The organism is Anabaena sp. EIM26 (genome assembly GCF_057568715.1).
This window is the reverse complement of the sequence record NZ_CM172472.1, coordinates 668,738-686,597: the sequence shown is the minus strand read 5'-3', so window position 1 is coordinate 686,597 and position 17,860 is coordinate 668,738. Positions and strand designations below refer to the sequence as shown.

Annotated in this window: 19 protein-coding genes; 8 read left to right on the top strand and 11 right to left on the bottom strand. The window is 37.9% G+C overall.

The genetic code is table 11. From position 1 onward, the window contains the following. Nucleotides 1-29: 29 nt before the first annotated feature. The gene (locus AC012T_RS02845) at nucleotides 30-1,223 is read right to left on the bottom strand and encodes a Coenzyme F420 hydrogenase/dehydrogenase, beta subunit C-terminal domain (protein ID WP_487062905.1); all 1,194 of its coding nucleotides are present in this window, start codon (nucleotides 1,221-1,223) and stop codon (nucleotides 30-32) included. Nucleotides 1,224-1,691: 468 nt separating this feature from the next. On the opposite strand from AC012T_RS02845, the gene AC012T_RS02840 reads away from it, so the two are divergent. The 4 genes from AC012T_RS02840 to AC012T_RS02825 all read left to right on the top strand — a co-directional run bounded on the left by AC012T_RS02840 (nucleotide 1,692) and on the right by AC012T_RS02825 (nucleotide 3,591). Then, on the top strand, nucleotides 1,692-2,102 hold the full coding sequence (locus tag AC012T_RS02840) for a hypothetical protein (protein ID WP_487062903.1): 411 nt from the start codon (nucleotides 1,692-1,694) through the stop codon (nucleotides 2,100-2,102). Between the two features lie 103 nt (nucleotides 2,103-2,205). Further along, nucleotides 2,206-2,607, top strand: coding sequence for a hypothetical protein (locus tag AC012T_RS02835; protein WP_487062901.1), 402 nt, complete (start codon nucleotides 2,206-2,208; stop codon nucleotides 2,605-2,607). A gap of 15 nt (nucleotides 2,608-2,622) precedes the next feature. Next, entirely contained in the window at nucleotides 2,623-3,030 is a 408-nt protein-coding gene (locus AC012T_RS02830) for a DUF6575 domain-containing protein (RefSeq protein ID WP_487062899.1), read from the top strand. Nucleotides 3,031-3,072: 42 nt separating this feature from the next. Further along, nucleotides 3,073-3,591, top strand: a complete 519-nt coding sequence (locus AC012T_RS02825; RefSeq protein ID WP_487062897.1) for a hypothetical protein — start codon at nucleotides 3,073-3,075, stop codon at nucleotides 3,589-3,591. A 22-nt stretch (nucleotides 3,592-3,613) separates the two neighbouring features. Here the strand turns inward: AC012T_RS02825 and AC012T_RS02820 are convergent, their stop codons facing one another. The 7 genes from AC012T_RS02820 to AC012T_RS02790 form a co-directional block, all read right to left on the bottom strand. Continuing rightward, nucleotides 3,614-4,390 (bottom strand): hypothetical protein, encoded by a 777-nt coding sequence (locus AC012T_RS02820; RefSeq protein ID WP_487062895.1) that lies wholly within the window; start codon nucleotides 4,388-4,390, stop codon nucleotides 3,614-3,616. Between the two features lie 48 nt (nucleotides 4,391-4,438). Next, nucleotides 4,439-5,185 (bottom strand): cobalt-precorrin-6A reductase, encoded by a 747-nt coding sequence (locus AC012T_RS02815; RefSeq protein ID WP_487062893.1) that lies wholly within the window; start codon nucleotides 5,183-5,185, stop codon nucleotides 4,439-4,441. A 95-nt stretch (nucleotides 5,186-5,280) separates the two neighbouring features. After that, nucleotides 5,281-5,706 (bottom strand): DUF1636 domain-containing protein, encoded by a 426-nt coding sequence (locus AC012T_RS02810; RefSeq protein ID WP_487062891.1) that lies wholly within the window; start codon nucleotides 5,704-5,706, stop codon nucleotides 5,281-5,283. 82 nt (nucleotides 5,707-5,788) lie between these two features. Further along, nucleotides 5,789-8,692, bottom strand: a complete 2,904-nt coding sequence (locus AC012T_RS02805) for a pentapeptide repeat-containing protein (RefSeq protein ID WP_487062889.1) — start codon at nucleotides 8,690-8,692, stop codon at nucleotides 5,789-5,791. A gap of 117 nt (nucleotides 8,693-8,809) precedes the next feature. Continuing rightward, complete coding sequence (locus tag AC012T_RS02800; protein ID WP_487062887.1) at nucleotides 8,810-9,304, bottom strand: hypothetical protein; 495 nt, start codon at nucleotides 9,302-9,304, stop codon at nucleotides 8,810-8,812. A 228-nt stretch (nucleotides 9,305-9,532) separates the two neighbouring features. Beyond that, nucleotides 9,533-11,653, bottom strand: a complete 2,121-nt coding sequence (locus tag AC012T_RS02795) for a pentapeptide repeat-containing protein (protein ID WP_487062885.1) — start codon at nucleotides 11,651-11,653, stop codon at nucleotides 9,533-9,535. Between the two features lie 55 nt (nucleotides 11,654-11,708). Continuing rightward, on the bottom strand, nucleotides 11,709-12,053 hold the full coding sequence (locus tag AC012T_RS02790) for a hypothetical protein (protein WP_487062883.1): 345 nt from the start codon (nucleotides 12,051-12,053) through the stop codon (nucleotides 11,709-11,711). Between the two features lie 399 nt (nucleotides 12,054-12,452). Here AC012T_RS02790 and AC012T_RS02785 point away from each other — a divergent pair, with 399 nt between their 5' ends. Next, on the top strand, nucleotides 12,453-12,887 hold the full coding sequence (locus AC012T_RS02785) for a hypothetical protein (protein WP_487062881.1): 435 nt from the start codon (nucleotides 12,453-12,455) through the stop codon (nucleotides 12,885-12,887). 18 nt (nucleotides 12,888-12,905) lie between these two features. Beyond that, nucleotides 12,906-13,055, top strand: coding sequence for a hypothetical protein (locus tag AC012T_RS02780; protein ID WP_487062879.1), 150 nt, complete (start codon nucleotides 12,906-12,908; stop codon nucleotides 13,053-13,055). 6 nt (nucleotides 13,056-13,061) lie between these two features. On the opposite strand, the gene AC012T_RS02775 is transcribed toward AC012T_RS02780, so the two are convergent. The 3 genes from AC012T_RS02775 to AC012T_RS02765 are packed head-to-tail and all read right to left on the bottom strand — an operon-like array spanning nucleotide 13,062 to nucleotide 15,653. Beyond that, the gene (locus AC012T_RS02775) at nucleotides 13,062-13,433 is read right to left on the bottom strand and encodes a hypothetical protein (RefSeq protein ID WP_487062877.1); all 372 of its coding nucleotides are present in this window, start codon (nucleotides 13,431-13,433) and stop codon (nucleotides 13,062-13,064) included. 50 nt (nucleotides 13,434-13,483) lie between these two features. Continuing rightward, on the bottom strand, nucleotides 13,484-14,665 hold the full coding sequence (locus AC012T_RS02770; protein WP_487062875.1) for a glycosyltransferase: 1,182 nt from the start codon (nucleotides 14,663-14,665) through the stop codon (nucleotides 13,484-13,486). Continuing rightward, nucleotides 14,655-15,653, bottom strand: coding sequence for a GDP-mannose 4,6-dehydratase (locus tag AC012T_RS02765; protein ID WP_487062873.1), 999 nt, complete (start codon nucleotides 15,651-15,653; stop codon nucleotides 14,655-14,657). Before AC012T_RS02765 ends, AC012T_RS02770 begins: the two co-directional genes overlap by 11 nt. 810 nt (nucleotides 15,654-16,463) lie before the next feature. Here AC012T_RS02765 and AC012T_RS02760 point away from each other — a divergent pair. Next, a complete protein-coding gene (locus tag AC012T_RS02760; protein WP_487062871.1) occupies nucleotides 16,464-17,177 on the top strand; it encodes a rubrerythrin family protein in 714 nt (237 codons plus the stop codon). Between the two features lie 149 nt (nucleotides 17,178-17,326). Further along, nucleotides 17,327-17,821 (top strand): hypothetical protein, encoded by a 495-nt coding sequence (locus AC012T_RS02755; protein WP_487062869.1) that lies wholly within the window; start codon nucleotides 17,327-17,329, stop codon nucleotides 17,819-17,821. Nucleotides 17,822-17,860: the final 39 nt, after the last annotated feature.

Genomic DNA, 17,860 nt, shown 5'->3' with positions numbered 1-17,860 from the left:
TCCGCGTCTCTGCGCCTCTGCGTGAGCTATCATTCCGGTAACTTATACTGTCCCACTATCCGCTTCGCAAACTCCGGTACATGAGCTTCTAACTTCTCCCCATGATTTCGCTTCACATATAAATAATTTCTCGCAAAGTGAGAATCTATAGAAAAACGTGCATATTCCAGTCCTTTTGGGCCAATTTTATCTATTACTACGCCCATTAATTTTGCAGCCCACATCGGTAAGGTAACGGCTTGGTCGTAAGCTGGTATGCTTTGCTGTACAGCAGGTTTTCTATCTCCTTTAGACATGACTGGCTGGGTGTCGATTTGGTCTTTCACTAATTCCAGCATTTCTTTGCCTGTATCATTTCTGACTACTATCCATTGCCATTGGTAGGGTGCGCCCATATACCCAACGACGATATCCGCGAGGGAGTTGACATAATCAAAACAACTCATACAGGATGGGGCAAAGATGTCTTTGAGGACGTTGGTTTTTAAGCCAAAGAAGGGTACTGTTTCTTCGGAACCGTCTTCGTGTTTGAAGTGGACTCGGAAGTCTTGCATAAATTCGTAACTGACGACTGTTTCCGGTGATCTGCTGGTAGTTTCGAGGAATTTTTGCAGTCCGGCGCGGGTAACGTTATCTACGCATGGTGTTCCCAGTACGTAGAGTTTTTCTAAACCGAGTTTTTTCTCTACGGCGCGTAAGGCTTGGATTTGACAACCTACACCAATTACTAATAACCGTTTCATTCCTGATTGTTCTATCTGTTCTAATACGGATAGGTTGGGGGATAGGGTAGGTTTATTTACTTTAGCTGCTAGTACTTCTTCGGGGGTACGGGCGATGATGGGCATGGGTTGAAAGCGGTCTTCTTTGGTGTTTTGGACACAAACCACGCCTTCTACTAAGCCACGATTCAGCATTTCTATGGCTATGCTGCTAACTATTCCTGTCCATTGTGCGCCTTCGATGGGTTGTTGTTTCCGTGCGGACATCATTTTTTGGTGAACACCAAAGTAGAGTTCGTTTTCGTCTTCTAGGTTGCGGGGACGTTTATGGGTGGTGGTTTCTAGTTCGTCTATTCTTTGGGTGATGAAGGCGCAAGCTTCTTTGACGTAGTGGATATAGTAGGTGTCGCATAGTCCGCATTCGCTACAAAGTTCTTTGGCGGGGCGAACACTTCCGGGTTTGAGGGCTTTGGCTTTTTTGTGGGAATCTATGGATGTCATTTATTTTGTTTATTTTTACTAAATATGGCTTTTATTACCTTACCGTTAGGGGTTGTGAAGTTGGCGGTTTGATTTGGATAAGAGTTTTTTTTCGCGCAAAGACGCAAAGGCACAGAGAGTATCAAAAAACATTTTAATTAGAAAATTTGTTATAGTTTTATTTATCATTACTGTAAATTTACAGTTGCAGCTGTTAAATATACAGTGTTATTTACTAAGTAAATTATTATACTGTTGTTTGGGGTTTTATGAGTTTTATATTTACCTTATTTAAGGAGGGAATATTCTTATTTCGAGAACCACATGAATCTAGATTGAATCCTCCTGGACTAGAAGGTGATATTTTATTATTTTTTAGAGAATTTAAAAAAGCAATAGATACTAAAAATTGTAGATAGGTTAAATGGGTTAATAGCTGATAGATATTATAGCGAATCCTATTACCCTAGCACTAACAAAAGTCAATTAATGTCATATTTCAAAGATTTATTTAACTCTTTACCATTTTTTATTAATCCTTCTTTGGAAATAGAAATTTGTAAAACTCCAGAATTAAAAGGAAATGAACAAGTTTTTATTGTTATTAGACCTATTTTAAATATTCATATATTAGGAATAAATTTATCTTCTCAAGGGTTTGGGATAGAAGAGCGTATGCGTGTAATTTTAGAAAAAATAAAAAATCAGGACTATTTGCTATTATTAATATGGAAGATATTATTTAGATTTCTGCGATTTAATAAAGAAGTGATTAACTACAATTTTGAGTTAATTTTCGAGGATTTTTTGGTGTTAAATACATCTTCCATTATCCCACATAACTACATGAGAATTAATTCTCAGTCTCATAGCGAAAGTCTGTTAAAACAGACTGCATAAATATCACTCTTCATTCAGCTAAAGCTGAATTTCGCTATTAGCCATAGAATTCATTTCTTAGCTGTGGTGATATCATTTAGAAAATGAATTCATATAATAGAATATGGAATGGCCTAACCATTTTCCTGAAAATTGTCCACATGAAACTGCTCAACCAATTTCAGGAACTATTTACCGTCTGGTAGATAACAACCCTCCTACATCTGATGATTTTAGATCATGGCGTGAACAAAATATAGATCAACTTTGTCCTAAAAACATCACAGAATGTCAAACTTGTGGACTCTCTGTTTTTACCTCAGCAGCAGGAGTTTGTAATGCTCGTAATAAAATTCCTGCACTTCGCAAAAAACAAGTAGCATTAGGATATGGGAAATCTGATTTAGGAGTAATATTAAACACACCTTCCAGAAAAACAGGTAATGATCATCATACTTGGTGGTTTCCAGCTAATCAAGAACCTTGGAAAAATTTTGAAATTGTTAATATTACTTCTCCTGACTAAAAATGAGGTTTATCTATGAAATTAATACCACAATACCCACCGCTAGTAAACCTAGAAATTATTGAAATCTATGAATATTATGATTTTCCCTGTTTATTTAGCTGTCAAAATGCGTCAGGGCAGATTTTTTTAGCTGTTTGGATAGATGAAACACCAGATCATAAAACTTGGCTTTATTCTCCCATGTCAAAAAGCAGATTAAAAGATATTCGTTCTGGTAATATTGATTTATATGATGCTTTTAAAAAATCAGAAGATGGTTTTATTTATCAAGCTATAATTTCCGCAAATAATAATTTGGATATTGTAGAAATTATATTTTGTGAAAATCTCAATGATGAATGTTTACCCATATCAGGAGAAACTATTGATTTTTCCGATGCAGCTTTTCCTCTAGAAAATAAGGAAAAAATCAAGATTTAATTTAAAATAGCAAATAAATTCACAAACACATTGAATAACTCCATGCATAATATTCCCACTCAATCTTTAAACATAGGAATAAGTATTATTTTACTTTCCCTATTCCCCTCCTTTAATGTCCAAGCACAAAAGGGAGCAAATAAAATCGAACTCAAGGTTTATAGTGAAAACGATCAAAAACAAAGCTGTCCAGAGAAAGTTATTGTGACTGAAATTCCCCGTCCTTATCAAGAAGGTGGTTTTGCTACTGATGGTTCTGTGAATTTGAGTGAGTACGCAAATAATATTTCTATCAGCGCCAAAAATAGCTTTAGCACTACATGGGTAGGAACATTAAAACCCAAATATGCAAAATGTTTTGCGTCTGCTGGAATTACTAAGATTGATGGCGAACAATATACTGGAAATACTAATTATTTACGACTGCATTTTGTCAAAGGTAAAGTTTATTTTATGCTTGATTTAGCTGGTGGTTCTGATCCTAATAATTATCCTTTAATAGTTGTTAAACAAGGGATAAAAAAAGGTAATCCTGTGTGGACTTGGGGTGGAACTGATTAAAGAATAAAAGATGATTAATTCTTCATTTCCCCTTTATTCCTACAATACCCAATGGACATTTATCAGGTTTCCGAAACTCCCACGAAACACAACCACCTGCTTCCAAATTTGGTACAGGTAAATCCTCAATTCGAGGAGATAACCTGATAATAAAATCAATATAATTTTCTTCTACAGCAGCTTGATAATATTCTCTTTTCTTTTCATCATCTTCTGTAATTTCATAGCTTATCCAAGCTGACATTTCTTCTGGTTGACGAGTTCTCAAAAAATAATCTTTGATTGATTCCGGTTCAATACCTAGTTGTGGTTTAAATAATCTGGGATTGGTAATTTGTCCCCAACCTGTAGATAAATCTCCTGGTGCATAACTATAAACTTCTACTTGATATATTCCCGGTGTAACTTCTACATAACATTGCAAAGCCTCACCATTTTCTATGTCATTTGCTGATGGTAAATTTTTAAATTCTTCTTCGTCTCCATCTAGTATTCCTGAAACCACCATTGCACCACAGGAAAGGTCTAATTTCCATCTTACTCTTGCTACCCATTCTTCTTGTTCCTGTGGATTTAATTCCCCCATCACTACTTGTACTCTATATCCATCATCTTGATAAAGATCCATTGCTAGAAATGCTTGATGTTCCACAATGATTTTTTTTAATTTTTCAGGATCACTTCCCCAAATTGAATGACAAAATTCATTGTAAGGAAGTCCACATAAATCTTTTGCACCCACCCAAATTAAACATCCCGCTTCCCAAAAGCTAAATTCATTTCTGTCGCTGCTTTTCATATTTTTATTTAATAAATAATATTGATGTTGTTAGTAAAATTCAATTATTTAAATACCCAACTTATCCAACAACCATTTCACGGCAGTTTCTACATCTGGAACTTGTTCCCCAGGTGGTAAAGGTGGACGGTTTACCATCACAACTTTTATTCCCATTTCTCGCGCTGCAATAATTTTAGGATATGTGGCATTTCCACCGCTATTTTTACTAACAATAGTATCTATATGATAATTAGTTAAAATTTCCCTTTCATCCTCTAAAGAAAAGGGGCCTTTATCAAATAAAACCAAACCAGGAGGTACTACAGCATCAGGGTTAGGGGGATCAATCATTCGCATCAAAAACCACATTTCCTGCAAATGGGCAAAAGCAGAGATTTCTTGTCTACCAATGGTCAAAAATACCCGTTTTGCTAGGTTTTCTAAAGCTGCGGCTGCTGCGGTAATATTTTCTGCTTCAATCCAAATATCACATGCTTGTTTTTCCCAAGGGGGACGATTTACCAATAATCTAGGAATACCCGTTTCTGTTGCTGCTGCGGCTGCATTCCAGGAGATATGATTGGCAAAGGGATGAGTGGCATCAATTAATACATCTATTTGTTGATGCTGTAAATACTCAACCAAACCTGTCACACCACCAAAACCGCCAACGCGGAAATTACCAATAGGGGTAGAAGGTTCACGGGTACGACCGGCTAAAGATGCGATCGCATCCACACCACTAATATTAGCAACTCTTGCAACTAATTCCGCAGCATCACCAGTTCCACCCAGAATCAAAACACGCAACATCGCAATTTGGGATTTTTATCTATTTTTTAGGTAAATGAAGCACATTTTTTGCTCACGCAGAGGCGCAGAGTCACAGAGAGAAATCAGGAGAAAGGTCAATTAATTGTCGGAATCCTGGCTAAAATGCCTTTTTTTAAAGGTTCGGGGCGTTCTGACCAAGGTAGGACACCATCAGGCTTGGAGTAGTATTTGCTGGCACATTCCAGCACCGCCTCAGCACAACCTTCAACCGGCAAATCACCGAATAGATAAGTTAACTTACCTTCACCAGCAAAAGCGACCACACAGGAACGGTTACAAGCACTCATACATTCAACTTCTTTAATAGGGAAATCATCCCGTAAATCCCAATTTTGCGCGGCTTGCTGAATTTCTTGTAAAAGTTTTTGACCACCAGTTTCACCGACACGCTTACCATCTTGCCAAACACTGGCGCAGGTTTTGCAAACAAAGAGATTATGAGAAGCTACACCAGTGTCACGAGTAGGAGAAATTGGAGAAATATTCACAGCAGCAGTCATCTGTATCCTCGCTGATTTGCACAATTTCTAATTATACCGCGAGGATTTTGACTCACACAGCTTTTGATGATATCGGCTGTTGTCACATCGTGCTGGAATCTTTGTCTGTGTTCAGATTCGTTAAATCTTGACCTTCTAAAATAGTTCCTCTAACATCTGCCTCTTGAAGATCCGCCCCTTGAAGATCCGCCCCTTGAAGATCCGCCCCTTGAAAATCCGCCCATTGAAGATACGCCCATTGAAGATTCGACCCTTGAAGATCCGCCCCTTGAAGATTCGACCCTTGAAGAATCGCCCGTTGAAGAATCGCCCATTGAAGATTTGCCTCTTGAAGATTCGCATCTTGAAGATTTGCCTCTTGAAGATTCACCTCTTGAAGATTTGCCTTTTGAAGATTCGCATCTTGAAGATCAGCCTCTTGAAGATTCGCATCTTGAAGATCAGCCTCTTGAAGATTCGCCTCTTGAAGATTCGCCCGTTTAAAATAAGCCCCTTGAAGATTTGCCCGTTTAAAATCACCCCCCTGAAGATCCGCGCCTTGAAGATCCGCCCATTGAAGATCCGCCTCTTGAAGATTCGCTTTTTGAAGATTCGCCAGAAAAAAATCTTGATGAATCAGAATACATTTCTGCAAATCTAGATAACTCAAATAATCCAAGCAAAAAATTTGATTATCATAATCTAATCGTTGTCCCCGTAGCCGAGAAATCCACACACCAAAATTTTGTGGGGAATGCCATTTAATCTCGGAAATTTTCTTTGTCACTCTAGCACAAGCATTCAACACAACTAATAACGCTTCTTCTGCATTTCGCGCTTGCCGATTTTCTTCATAAAAATTAGTTAAGTCTAATTCTTTCATCGGCATTCCTTCACGCAACATAAAACTAATCAAATTGCATAAAGTCTGCTGCCATTTTTCAACATTTGCTAGTTCTTGCAACCGCATTTCATCAAAAATAAAACTAAACAGATACTCATTTAAAGGAGATATCCCACACAAAATAGCCCATTGTTTTAAAGCCGCTTTTTCATCCCATTCTTTACGGCGATTTTTTTCACGTTCTTCTAACTGTTTATGAATTAAATCTAATTCTCGCACTATCCGTCTAGCTGTCAAATATTCCCCAAAACTCTTATGAGTAAATTCAAAGGTTTTATCCAGTTCCTTCAACCCACCTTGGCGAAAATAAAAAGCAGTTAATAAACGAGTTATACCTGCCTCTGCTGCTTGCTGATATTCAGCAAAAAGATTTTTTAAATGATTATTATCACCACAGATTTTTTCAATTTTACTAACAGTTGTAGTTCTTCCATCTCCGTGCCAACAAGCCAAAGCAATTTCTTCTAAAACTTCTGCAAATTCTTCCTCATCTTTAATTTTAAATTCTTGATTTATAGGATGTTTTTTATCTGCCCATTTACGTTCATAAACTGCTTTGAGTAAATCTGCATAAATACTATTCAAATTACTATCTGCTGAAAAATCTACTTCACCACGAGCAAAACTTAAAGCTACCAAATAATTTAACAAAGGTTGAGCAGTAATTTCTCCTAGCTTACCTTTATTTAATTCAGATGGTAAACCAGTATATTCTATGCCTTTTGCTTCACCATAATGCTTCCACCATAAATCTCTTTGGTCTGTTTCTAACAATTTTTGTTCATCTTCATAATTATCTCTTTCAGATTTCTCTAAAAAATAAGGCAGAACATACAATATTTCTTGTGATGAGTTATCCAATAAACTACTATTCGCTTGAATAGTTAAATCCCGTCCTGTAATCAAAACTTGTAATCGAGTTTCCCGTTGATTGAAATTAGCTAAATTTTTATCAACCTTCTGAATAAACTCTTTAGCGACTTCTGCCCCAAGTTTACCCTGCATTGCCAATTCATCTAAACCATCAAAGATAATTAATAATCGTGATTCAAAATCATTTGTTTCTAAAGGATTCTGTTTAATAAAGCCATTACTCAAAACAAAGTCACCAATAGCCTTAGTTAAATTATCCGTAACTTCAAACCGATGCAAAGGAATAAATAAAACTCTAACTTTCCCCTTTTTTGCTTGGTTAGCTGCCAATATTTTGGCAAAGGAAGATTTACCACTTCCGGGACCACCACTAATCACCCTCATAGCATCTTTAGAGTCAGCTTTATTTAACCAAGTTTCTACTTCTGTTTCTAAATCAATAACAACCTGCTCAAATTTAGCTTCTTCTCTGCTAAAGGTATCTGTTTTTTTAACTTCAATTTTGCGTTTATAATAAGCCCGCAACGGCACATAAACCTGTTTTAAACCAAAGGCTTCATCAAACATCCTTTCATTAACTTGGTTTTCTAGCCACGCTCTATAAATTTTCCATGCTTGTTGTCGTTCAGTGGCTTTAACAAAAGGACTATTGAGGTTATTTAATAAAGATTGATATTTATCACTATTTTTTAACCATTCTTTGTGTAGTGCATAAACAAACTGACCAGGAATTTGATTGCTAATAACTTTAGCTTCTGCTGGCTTGACACCAAAACCTTCTAACCACTGAGTAAAAGGTATTTTAATTTTTTCAACAATTACTAAATTTTCAGGATGTTCAAAAAAGTTAATATCAATAGTTACCTCTTGTGATTCTAGATTTTTTAAACACTGTTCTAGACGATGATTAACTATTATTTCAATATCTTTACTATCAGCTTCCTTTAATAAATCTTTTCTCTCTTCTGCTAAAGTACACATTGCTTGAATTAAAGCCCGAGAAATCAATATCCAAGCAACTTCTCCAGCAGGTTCTTTATCTAAATCTAAACCAACTGCGGCGACAACTTCCACAAGATTTTCTGGTATATTACCAAAATTGGCAACAGCCGCATTTGCACCAGCTTTGGTTAATGCTGTAAAAAAACTCCCGAAGTTAAAGTTATTCTTTAAATTTCTATTTAAAATAGAAACTGGCTTTTTGATGAGAATCCCTGATGTGTCGCTCATAATATTATGTTTATTTAATCACTTTTAAAGTAGGTTGGGTTGACGTAAGGAAACCCAACATTATTAATGTTTTTGTTGGGTTGCGCTGTCGCTTAACCCAACCTACTTTTTTATTATTTAAAATCTCAAACCCACCCCACCTTGTAAAGATAAAGCAGTACCTCCACCATTGCGGTAGGCATCAAAAGCAATAATTGCATTACCAAAAATCACTGTATTGCTATTAGGAACAACGTAATCAATTCCCGGTTGCAAAGCAAAACTAATTTTATTACCCACAGGAGAAGCTTCATTCCCACTTGTCAATACCATTCCAGCACCTAAATAAGCATCTGTTTGCCAATTCAAAGGGACATCATAAGAAACAGTAGGTACTATTGCTGTTCCTTGACCAATTAAAGCTTGAGCGCGGAAAGATACAGGTGTTTCTAGTAACTTGTAGCGGAAAGCCAACACCCCACCAATTTGAGTACCATCACTTAATCCTACTGTTGGGCCAATACCAACATAGCTACCATAAGCTACTTGAGCTTTTACTGGTTGGGTATTTATAGATAGACTCAAAACCGCACCAGTACCTAAAATTGAAACTAAATATTTAAAATGTTTCATTATCCCCACTCCTGACACCATATCAATAACTATGTTGTCTATATTACTCTGAATAGCTAATAGCGAAAAGGGAACAGTGAGTGGAAAAATTACTTTCCCTGCATCATCTGCTCCCTTTTATAGGTTATTTCTGATTTGACTAATGATTTCTGGATGCTACAAGCCATCGGATTTATCCGTGGAGTCAATCCAAAATCTAAAATCTAAAATCTAAAATTGTCTGACAAACTATGGACAGCGGGGATGAATGCCACCTTTAGTACAAATAAAAGCCAGTTGTTTGGCATCTAAATTTTTGGCTTCGGTAAAATCAACTCCTTGGACTACAGCGGCTTGTGAACCAAGATCAGATGTTTGTACAAATTGATCTGTGGGATCTTGTTTAGCAGGGAAAAGAATAGTTCCTTGAAAATCGGCTTCGTTCAAATTTGCCCCTCGTAAATCTGCGCGACTTAAATCAGCATTTCTGAGGTTGGCATTTTTCATATTGGTAGAGCGCAAAACAGCACCGGAGAGACGAGCAGCACTCAAGTTAGCATTGGTAAGATTAGCATTATCTAAATATGCTTCAGATAAGTCTGCTCCTTGCCAATCTGTGTTGGTTAAATCGGCATAAGATAACTGTGTACCGATCGCAGAAACTCGGCCTAAATGAGCAGCATACAAATTAGCTTCCATTAATTTGGCATCACTGATATCCGCCCCTGTCAAACTGGCATTTTCCAAGATTGCTTTTTGCAAATCGCTACCTATTAACTGAGCGCTGCTGAAGTTAGCACTCACGAGACGGGAATTTGATAAGTTAGCTTTGTTGAGGGTGGCGCGGCTGAAGTCGCTACGGTTCATCAATACACGACTGAGGTTAGCATTACTGAGATCAGCTTGTTGGAAATGAGCGTTACTCAAATCAGCGGTGACATCATCATAAGTATCCCAACGTCCATCTTCGCCTACACTGCGGAAACGAGTACCTTTCAAACTAGCGTGGTTAAGGTTGGCAGATTTGAAAATAACTCCAGATAAATCAGTATTGTCTAGTCCTAAGTTGAATAAAGAATTTGCCTCAGAGCTTTTTGAACCTAATTGGGTGCTGCTCAAATCCATGCCATTAATTTTGCCGCTATAAACAGTAAGAATTTTGTTTATTGCTTGCTGGTTAAGGTTTAACTGCTTTTGCCGAATTTCTCGGAATGTGGCGACTGATTCCATTTCACCTGCAAGAAACTGATTCATGCGTTTTAGTTCTGGCATCGCACTCGGTCCGATATTTGCCAAGGCTTGTTGAATAGTATCTATGGTTTTGGGGTCAGTTTCTTCAACTAGTAGATCTACCAGAAATTTAATTGATTGTGTATCGTTGATGCCGCCTAAAACGAGAATTGACCTCTGGCGTTCTTCGTTGGTAACACCAGAATCAGGGCTAAGTTGTTTAACAAGTTCCAGAAATTTTTGGCTATTGATTTGCTGGGTTTTCCGCAGGCTTTCTTGGCTTTGGATGTAAATTTGTGTGCCGACTAAAGTTGATAACACAGCAATCATGCTTGTTATCCCTACCAAAAACAAGATTAAATTGGGGCTACGCCGGATTGAATCTTTTGGAGTCGGTTGGTTAGTGGATGTATTGAGATCATGCTGATTTTCTGGTTGGGGTTGCTCGCTGGCATTGTCTACGGGTGGTTTGACTCGTTTTTTGCTATCTGTAACATCTACTGTGTATGTACCTGCTAACTGATCATGAAAGGAACGACGACGCTTTTGCGAAGGCCAACCCATTCCTTCTCCTAGCACCATCAATACAGCTAAAAATGTGAATAAACCTAAGTTAGGAAAGGCAAAGCTATAGCGCCACAGCAGATAGGCGATAGAAACTGGTGCTGTCCACCGTCCTAGACCTTCACGGACGACAACTGCGCCTAAACCAGGGGCTGTACCTTCGTCATTAATTACCCGGACACCAAACCAACGTTTGGGAATGGTGCTGCCGGTTTTACCTAGTAGATACAATTGCCACCATGAGAGGGTGATTGGTGCTAATAGGGCAATTGTCCACAAGAAATTAGTCGGACTGGCAACGTTACGAATACCATAACTAACGGGTAGGGCTAGAGGTCGTGCGATCGCTCTTTCTGTGAGTACCAACACCGGGTTTAGAGGTACTCGGTTGAGATCGCTGCGAGAATTGGCATAAACGCCTAGCCCAAAGGGAACTAACCCGCTGGCAACTACTAATGTGATTTCCACTGCCCAAGCGGCCAAGCGTCTTGTTCCTAAGGGCAGGGAATGAGTTTTTTCTGGTTTTTTGGACTGGCTAGATTGATGAATATTTGTCCCGACAGTTGGGGTCGCCATTATATAATTCCCTTTGACTTTATGTTTACGCCAATCTCGGCGCGGTTAAAATAGGCTATTGCTTACTTTGAAAGCTATTAGACACAAAAAATTTGTATCCAAGATACACTAATACCGCTAACAGTGCCAGACTGATTACAGATGTTACGAGTTTAAACACTGTTTGTAACATCAATAATCCCAATACCATCACTGCTCCCCCAACGGCCAGCTTTTTCATTCCCGATAAACCTTGGAACCAAAAGCGCGATCGCTCTAGATATAAGTTTAATTTGGCAAACCAAGCGATCGGTGTCTGTTTTTCTCCCTCTGGTTGAGGCTGGGTTGGGGAAAATGAATTAATCTCAGCCTCTAGTTTTTGGAGGCGACGTTGCAACTCTTCTTCGGGTTGAGGACTCATGATTTTTTTTACCTCAGCTAGGATACTCTGGTTTTACAACCAACTAAATCCTTTATTTGGCGGTTGTCTTAGTGATTTTAACTAATATCTATGTGTGCAACACCTTTGTAGGTAGGGAAAATAATCTATTACCCGTGAGTTGCTAGAGGTTGCTGTTTACTAAAAATTGACTAGCCATTATTGAAGGGGATCAAGATGATTAGTGCTTGAGTATCAGTAAAATTTTTCTGCCTTTTCCTTTTCATTTCAGGATATTTTAATGTTTAGTCACAAAATAGTTAAATTTCGGAATAAAAATTTATACATTACATTTGGGAACAAAATCGGTTTATCTGCGTCAAGTAGCCCAGAATATATATAAAGATATTGCTCTATTCACAGTCGGGAGCATTAACTAAAATGAAAACTTTAAGACTATTGACTCTTGTTTCTACAACTTTGGCAATGTGTTTGGTATTTAACCAAGCTAATTTGGCCCAAACTCCAGTCATTCAAGTTAATAACAAACTCCAGACAGACCCGATGGTTGTCAATGGTATGTCAGGAGGAACAGTTAAAACTAACTGCGGGAATATTACCACTAAACCAAGTCAAGTTATTCAAGTTAAAGAATCACTGCCTTATTTGCGATTAACCGTTGAGAGTCAGGGAAAGCCGACGCTATTCATTGATGGTCCCGGTGGTAAATTTTGTGTATTGGCAGATAGTTACTCTGAAAATAATAAACCAGAACTTGCAGGTTTCTGGCAGGCTGGGCAATATTTGCTCTATATAGGTGATTTATCCCCACAACAGCATCCTTATGCCCTCTCAATTTCACAAAAACGGAATTAGGAGTTCGGAGTTTCTCCTATGCCTACGGCACGGCTTCGCCGAACGGAGACGCTACGCGAACGGAGTTCGGAGTTCGGAGGCAGAATGATGAATGCTAGTAAGTACTCACTACTCGGTACTCGGTACTCGGTACTCACTACTCGGTACTCAGCACTCACACCGTTATGAATTATCTTAATCTTCTAGTGATTTGGCTGTGACTTCAATGGCTGTAATATCAATTGTTCCTTCTGGTGCGAAGCGGCTAAATTGACTATTTTGGATTAATAGCTGTTCTCCACAATTTGGACACTGCAATTTGCTGTTATTTAAACCTGTTAATTCAAATTCGCAGACGGGACACTGGCCAGCAACCAAATTGCGTTGTAGCCACCAGCGAAATCCGAAAAAAGCGATAACTGGTGTGACTAACAACAGCCCAAAAATAATTAGCAGGGAATTAACCAACCAGCCCAAGCCTAATGATGCTAATAACCAGGTTATAGCTAATAAAGTGAGCCAAGGACGAAGTTTTTCAAGATTCAATTGCAAGTTATTAGGGCGCATTTCTCAAATTTGTTTTACTATCACTCTATCTTAGTCATTAGTTATGGAGGTCATGAGTTTAGTTGAGATGGGAAGAGAAGCATTTGTTGTAGGCGTTGTTGAAAGGCTTCTATACCAAAAATTGCGATCGCCTGTTCTCGTAACCACTCACCATCACAACGTTGATCCTGACCTTGGAGAATTTCTATACAAGCTGCTGCTACGGCATCGGGGTTGCGGTGTGGTACTCGCCATCCTAGTTTACCATCTTGTAAGGGGTCAGCCGAGCCATCATTATCACCAGATAAAACTGGTATACCACAAGCCATTGCTTCTAGATAAACTATACCAAAGCCTTCTTGAGAGGGCATAACATAGGCATCTGCTAGACGGTAGTGTAACATTAATGCTTCTGTAGGGACAAAACCGGCAAAAATCACGCGATCGCTCACACCTAGCTCTTTTGCCAACTCCGCTAATCTCAGTTGGTCATCACCACGACCAATTACCAAATATTTTACCTCTGGAAACACCTGCATAATTTGCGGTAATGCTCTAATGGTGACATCTACACCCTTGTAAATATCCCCAGACCACAAACGTGCTACAGTCATCAACACCTTGGCATTATTTAAACCGTACTTCTCAACTAATTCTGGTGCTTTAATCCCAGGAGTAAATTTATCCCCATCAATAGCACAAGGTAACATCTTTACCTGATCAGCATTAATATCATTAGCAGCACAAGCACAATCTCGACTGTAGCGGCTAATTGTCCAAATGGCCGCAGAGGAAGCCAAAGCACTTCGTTCTTGATTTTTAAGCGGTTCCCAGACTTCCTTCCCATAAGTTAGTACAGTATAGGGAATCCCCAAAGGTTGGCATAAAGTTTTTATCAGTACCGCCAATTTAATATGACCACAAAAAACGTGTTGCGGCCTTTTTTGCAAGAGATAGCGAAGCAAGGCTAAAGTAAATTTGACTCTCCCTATTTGTGGCAAATCACTTTTAAAATAATGAAATTTCAAATTTTCTGATGCAAAAGGATTTACACAATCATCACTATCGCGTAATAAAAAAACTTCTGCTTTACAGGTTTGTTCTAATCCCAAATAGGCACGAAAAATGTCTTTAATATAGGATTGAATCCCACCTTCAAGGGCAAAAATTTCTAAAAATACGAATAAATGATTGGCTTTATTACTCAATTTTTCACCAGGCTTGAGATTGTCTATCACTTCATTAATTAGCATTTTGGGATATTTGTGGTGACACTCTACCACTTTGCAATTTATCCAAATCAGTATTCACCATTCTCTCTAACAGTTGCTCAAAACTAACTTTAGGTTCCCAGCCAAGATTATTTTTAGCTTTATTAGGGTTAGCAACAAGTTGAAAATGTTCATCCGCTCGTAATAAATTGCTATTAGTAACTACGTATTTTTGCCAGTCTAGTCCCACACAATCAAAAGCTGTGGCAATTAATTCTCTAACACTGTGGAGTTTACCTGTACCAATCACATATTCTTCCGGCTCATCTACCTGTAACATTCGCCACATTGCTTCAACATGATCTCCAGCAAAACCCCAATCACGTTTAGCATCCAAGTTACCCATTTCTAAAGTTTCGGCTAAACCCAATTTAATTGATGCTACCGCTAAAGAAACCTTGCGTGTGACAAACTGAGGAGGACGCAGAGGAGATTCATGGTTATACAAAATACCGCTACAAGCAAATAAGCCATAACGCTGCCGATGATGTACCATCGTCCAGTGAGCGTGTAATTTTGCGGCTGCATAGGGATTTTTAGGACGAAAAGTAGTTTCTTCATCTTGAGGAGAAACATCAACATCCCCAAACATTTCTGAACTACTAGCTTGATAAAAACGTGTAGATAAACCAACTTGCCTAATTGCATCTAACAATCTAGTAGCAGTACCTGTGATTAGATCCAGTGTTCCTAGAGGATCATGCCAAGAATCAGGAACAAAGCTGGGTGCGGCTAAATTGTAAATTTCGTGGGGTTGTAATTGTTCGACAGCCGTTAATAAGGCCGCACTATCTCTAGAATCAACAGTGTAAATGTCTACCTTGTCTGCCAAGTCTCCCAGTTTTGACAAGTTGGCTTGTCGGTGTGGAGATACCAAACCCACAACTCGGTAATTTTGGTTGAGGAGCAAATGGCTGAGATAGTAACCGTCTTGACCTGTAATGCCTGTAATCAGGGCTGTCTTTGTCATAGATATACTTTTTGAGTATGACTGTTTTAGTCTACTAAAATTATGTATCTAGTATATAATGAAGTTGATTTAGCTACCCGTGATATATTAAACTCCGTTACTACTGAGTTTATTTAACTATATTTCATTGATTTGATCACTGGTAGCAGTGATCAAAACATTTCCCGCATTTCTCACAAGTCCCGTGAATGCATTCGCCATAATCCTTACCCAAAATATGTTTTGGGCATTTTTGACAGGTTATTTTTTGATGCAGTGTGAAAAACCGGAATCTAGATTTTATAAGGCTTTGAGAATTGTGGTGAGAAATCCGGGATTTGCAATTCGCATTTTCACCAAATAGTAATGCAGATTTAATCTCTTTTGGCAAGCTATTGATCTCTAAAATCACGAAAGCTGCGTATGACTCTTAACGCAAGATTGTAGAATGCATCAAACTCGATCATTCAGTAAAAATCTACCAATTTTCGGTATCTGACACACCCTACTAAATATTAGCTAAGAATGGATAAACTAATAACTGTTTTAGGTTTTATAATTGTCTAGAACAGGTAAAAACTGGTCATTAATAGAGAGGCTGAACAGGTTGTATAAATCTATCTAGACACAGTATATTGCAGGTAACTTTAACACAAAATTTAGTTACAAAGTCATGTATAGAGATTTATTCCTGTACAGGTTGATGATTCCTAAATCCATGGCGACCAATGATTACTGACAGCTACTGTATTTTAGATATAGGTTCATATAACCTGGCTTGAAAGTCTGTTTTTCCATGAAATATCACTTCGCCGACACGTACAAACAATTATGGATTTGTCAAACTTTACTACACTCCAAAACTTAGAATCTGCCTTCGGTGGTGAATCGATGGCAAATCGCAAATACCTGTTTTTTGCTAACGTAGCGCGTAAACTAGGTTTTTCAGACTTAGCAAAACTTTTTAAGGAAACAGCAGATCAAGAAACTGAACACGCTTTTGCTCATTTTGAGTTATTGCATCCAGAACTAGCTGTTAAAGATGCAGCGAGTTTAACAGAAGAACAAAAAAAAGAAATTATCTCTCGCTGTTTGTCTTTAGCAATTGAAGGTGAAACCTACGAATACACTACAATGTATCCTGATTTTGCTGCTGCTGCTCAAAGCGATCGCGATCATCCCGCAGCTGAAGAATTTCTCAAACAAGCACAAGAATCTAGCGAACACGCCAACACATTCCGCACCGCAGCACACCGTTTTGGTTTGCTGAAATTCATAGAAAATCACCATGCAGATCGCTACTCTGAAGCTTTAGAAGTATTAAACGGAGGACAAGCTGTAACCAGAATAGCAGGTGAAGATCCTGCAACTCAGAAATGGATTTGTAGACAATGCAGCATGATTTATGATCCCGTAACTGGTGATCCTGATTCAGGAATTGCACCTGGTACACCTTTTGCGGCAATTCCTGATGATTGGAGTTGTCCTATTTGCGGTGCGACCAAAAAGACTTTTAAACCTCTTGAAGAAAAAGTTGCTGCTTAAAACAGAACTAAATTGAGGTGTCATTCTATTCAATTTCAAAAAATCCTAGCCTTATCCCTCTTCCTTTATAATGTCTAAAGTACGGAAGGGGGATTTTATTTTTCTTTCTACTAGCTAAATGATATTTTTGAAGAGAAAAAGAAATAAATATGCAGCCAAAAATAAAAAGAATTTACAGAATTGAAGAATTTTCTCGGCAAGATATACTTTATCATTCTTTTACACCTGCTTTAGGAATACTTTCCTCTATTTTTGGTGGCTGGACAATACTTTGCTTTTATTTGTTAGTGGGTGCATTTATTAGTATTTTATTTTTAGACCTTGATAATTGTTATGAAGTACTAACTTGCAATTTCAATTCAACCCTGGGTCGAATTAGTTTGAAACAAAGAAATATATTTTCTCAGGGAGTTATTGAACTATCACTAGCTGAAATTGAAACAGTAATAATTAACTCGCGCAGTTCTTCCTTTACCCCTAAAAGTAGGTTTGGCAAAAAAATTCAAATTGAAAATCAGTTATATTGGATTACTTTTGTTTTATATTCTGGTGAACATCATCGTTTGACTTATTATGAAACTACTCTTTTTAGTAGCAAGCAAAAAATAGTTGATTATATTTTGTTTTTAAAAGCAAATACATAAGGTTATTTATCCACTAAAATCATGTAAGATTTTAATTAA

Coding starts and splice junctions, on each gene's coding strand:
- AC012T_RS02845 (WP_487062905.1), bottom strand. CDS start 1,223: ATGACATCCATAGATTCCCACAAAAAAGCCAAAGCCCTCAAACCCGGA.
- AC012T_RS02840 (WP_487062903.1), top strand. CDS start 1,692: ATGTCATATTTCAAAGATTTATTTAACTCTTTACCATTTTTTATTAAT.
- AC012T_RS02835 (WP_487062901.1), top strand. CDS start 2,206: ATGGAATGGCCTAACCATTTTCCTGAAAATTGTCCACATGAAACTGCT.
- AC012T_RS02830 (WP_487062899.1), top strand. CDS start 2,623: ATGAAATTAATACCACAATACCCACCGCTAGTAAACCTAGAAATTATT.
- AC012T_RS02825 (WP_487062897.1), top strand. CDS start 3,073: ATGCATAATATTCCCACTCAATCTTTAAACATAGGAATAAGTATTATT.
- AC012T_RS02820 (WP_487062895.1), bottom strand. CDS start 4,390: ATGAAAAGCAGCGACAGAAATGAATTTAGCTTTTGGGAAGCGGGATGT.
- AC012T_RS02815 (WP_487062893.1), bottom strand. CDS start 5,185: ATGTTGCGTGTTTTGATTCTGGGTGGAACTGGTGATGCTGCGGAATTA.
- AC012T_RS02810 (WP_487062891.1), bottom strand. CDS start 5,706: ATGACTGCTGCTGTGAATATTTCTCCAATTTCTCCTACTCGTGACACT.
- AC012T_RS02805 (WP_487062889.1), bottom strand. CDS start 8,692: ATGAGCGACACATCAGGGATTCTCATCAAAAAGCCAGTTTCTATTTTA.
- AC012T_RS02800 (WP_487062887.1), bottom strand. CDS start 9,304: ATGAAACATTTTAAATATTTAGTTTCAATTTTAGGTACTGGTGCGGTT.
- AC012T_RS02795 (WP_487062885.1), bottom strand. CDS start 11,653: ATGGCGACCCCAACTGTCGGGACAAATATTCATCAATCTAGCCAGTCC.
- AC012T_RS02790 (WP_487062883.1), bottom strand. CDS start 12,053: ATGAGTCCTCAACCCGAAGAAGAGTTGCAACGTCGCCTCCAAAAACTA.
- AC012T_RS02785 (WP_487062881.1), top strand. CDS start 12,453: ATGAAAACTTTAAGACTATTGACTCTTGTTTCTACAACTTTGGCAATG.
- AC012T_RS02780 (WP_487062879.1), top strand. CDS start 12,906: ATGCCTACGGCACGGCTTCGCCGAACGGAGACGCTACGCGAACGGAGT.
- AC012T_RS02775 (WP_487062877.1), bottom strand. CDS start 13,433: ATGCGCCCTAATAACTTGCAATTGAATCTTGAAAAACTTCGTCCTTGG.
- AC012T_RS02770 (WP_487062875.1), bottom strand. CDS start 14,665: ATGCTAATTAATGAAGTGATAGACAATCTCAAGCCTGGTGAAAAATTG.
- AC012T_RS02765 (WP_487062873.1), bottom strand. CDS start 15,653: ATGACAAAGACAGCCCTGATTACAGGCATTACAGGTCAAGACGGTTAC.
- AC012T_RS02760 (WP_487062871.1), top strand. CDS start 16,464: ATGGATTTGTCAAACTTTACTACACTCCAAAACTTAGAATCTGCCTTC.
- AC012T_RS02755 (WP_487062869.1), top strand. CDS start 17,327: ATGCAGCCAAAAATAAAAAGAATTTACAGAATTGAAGAATTTTCTCGG.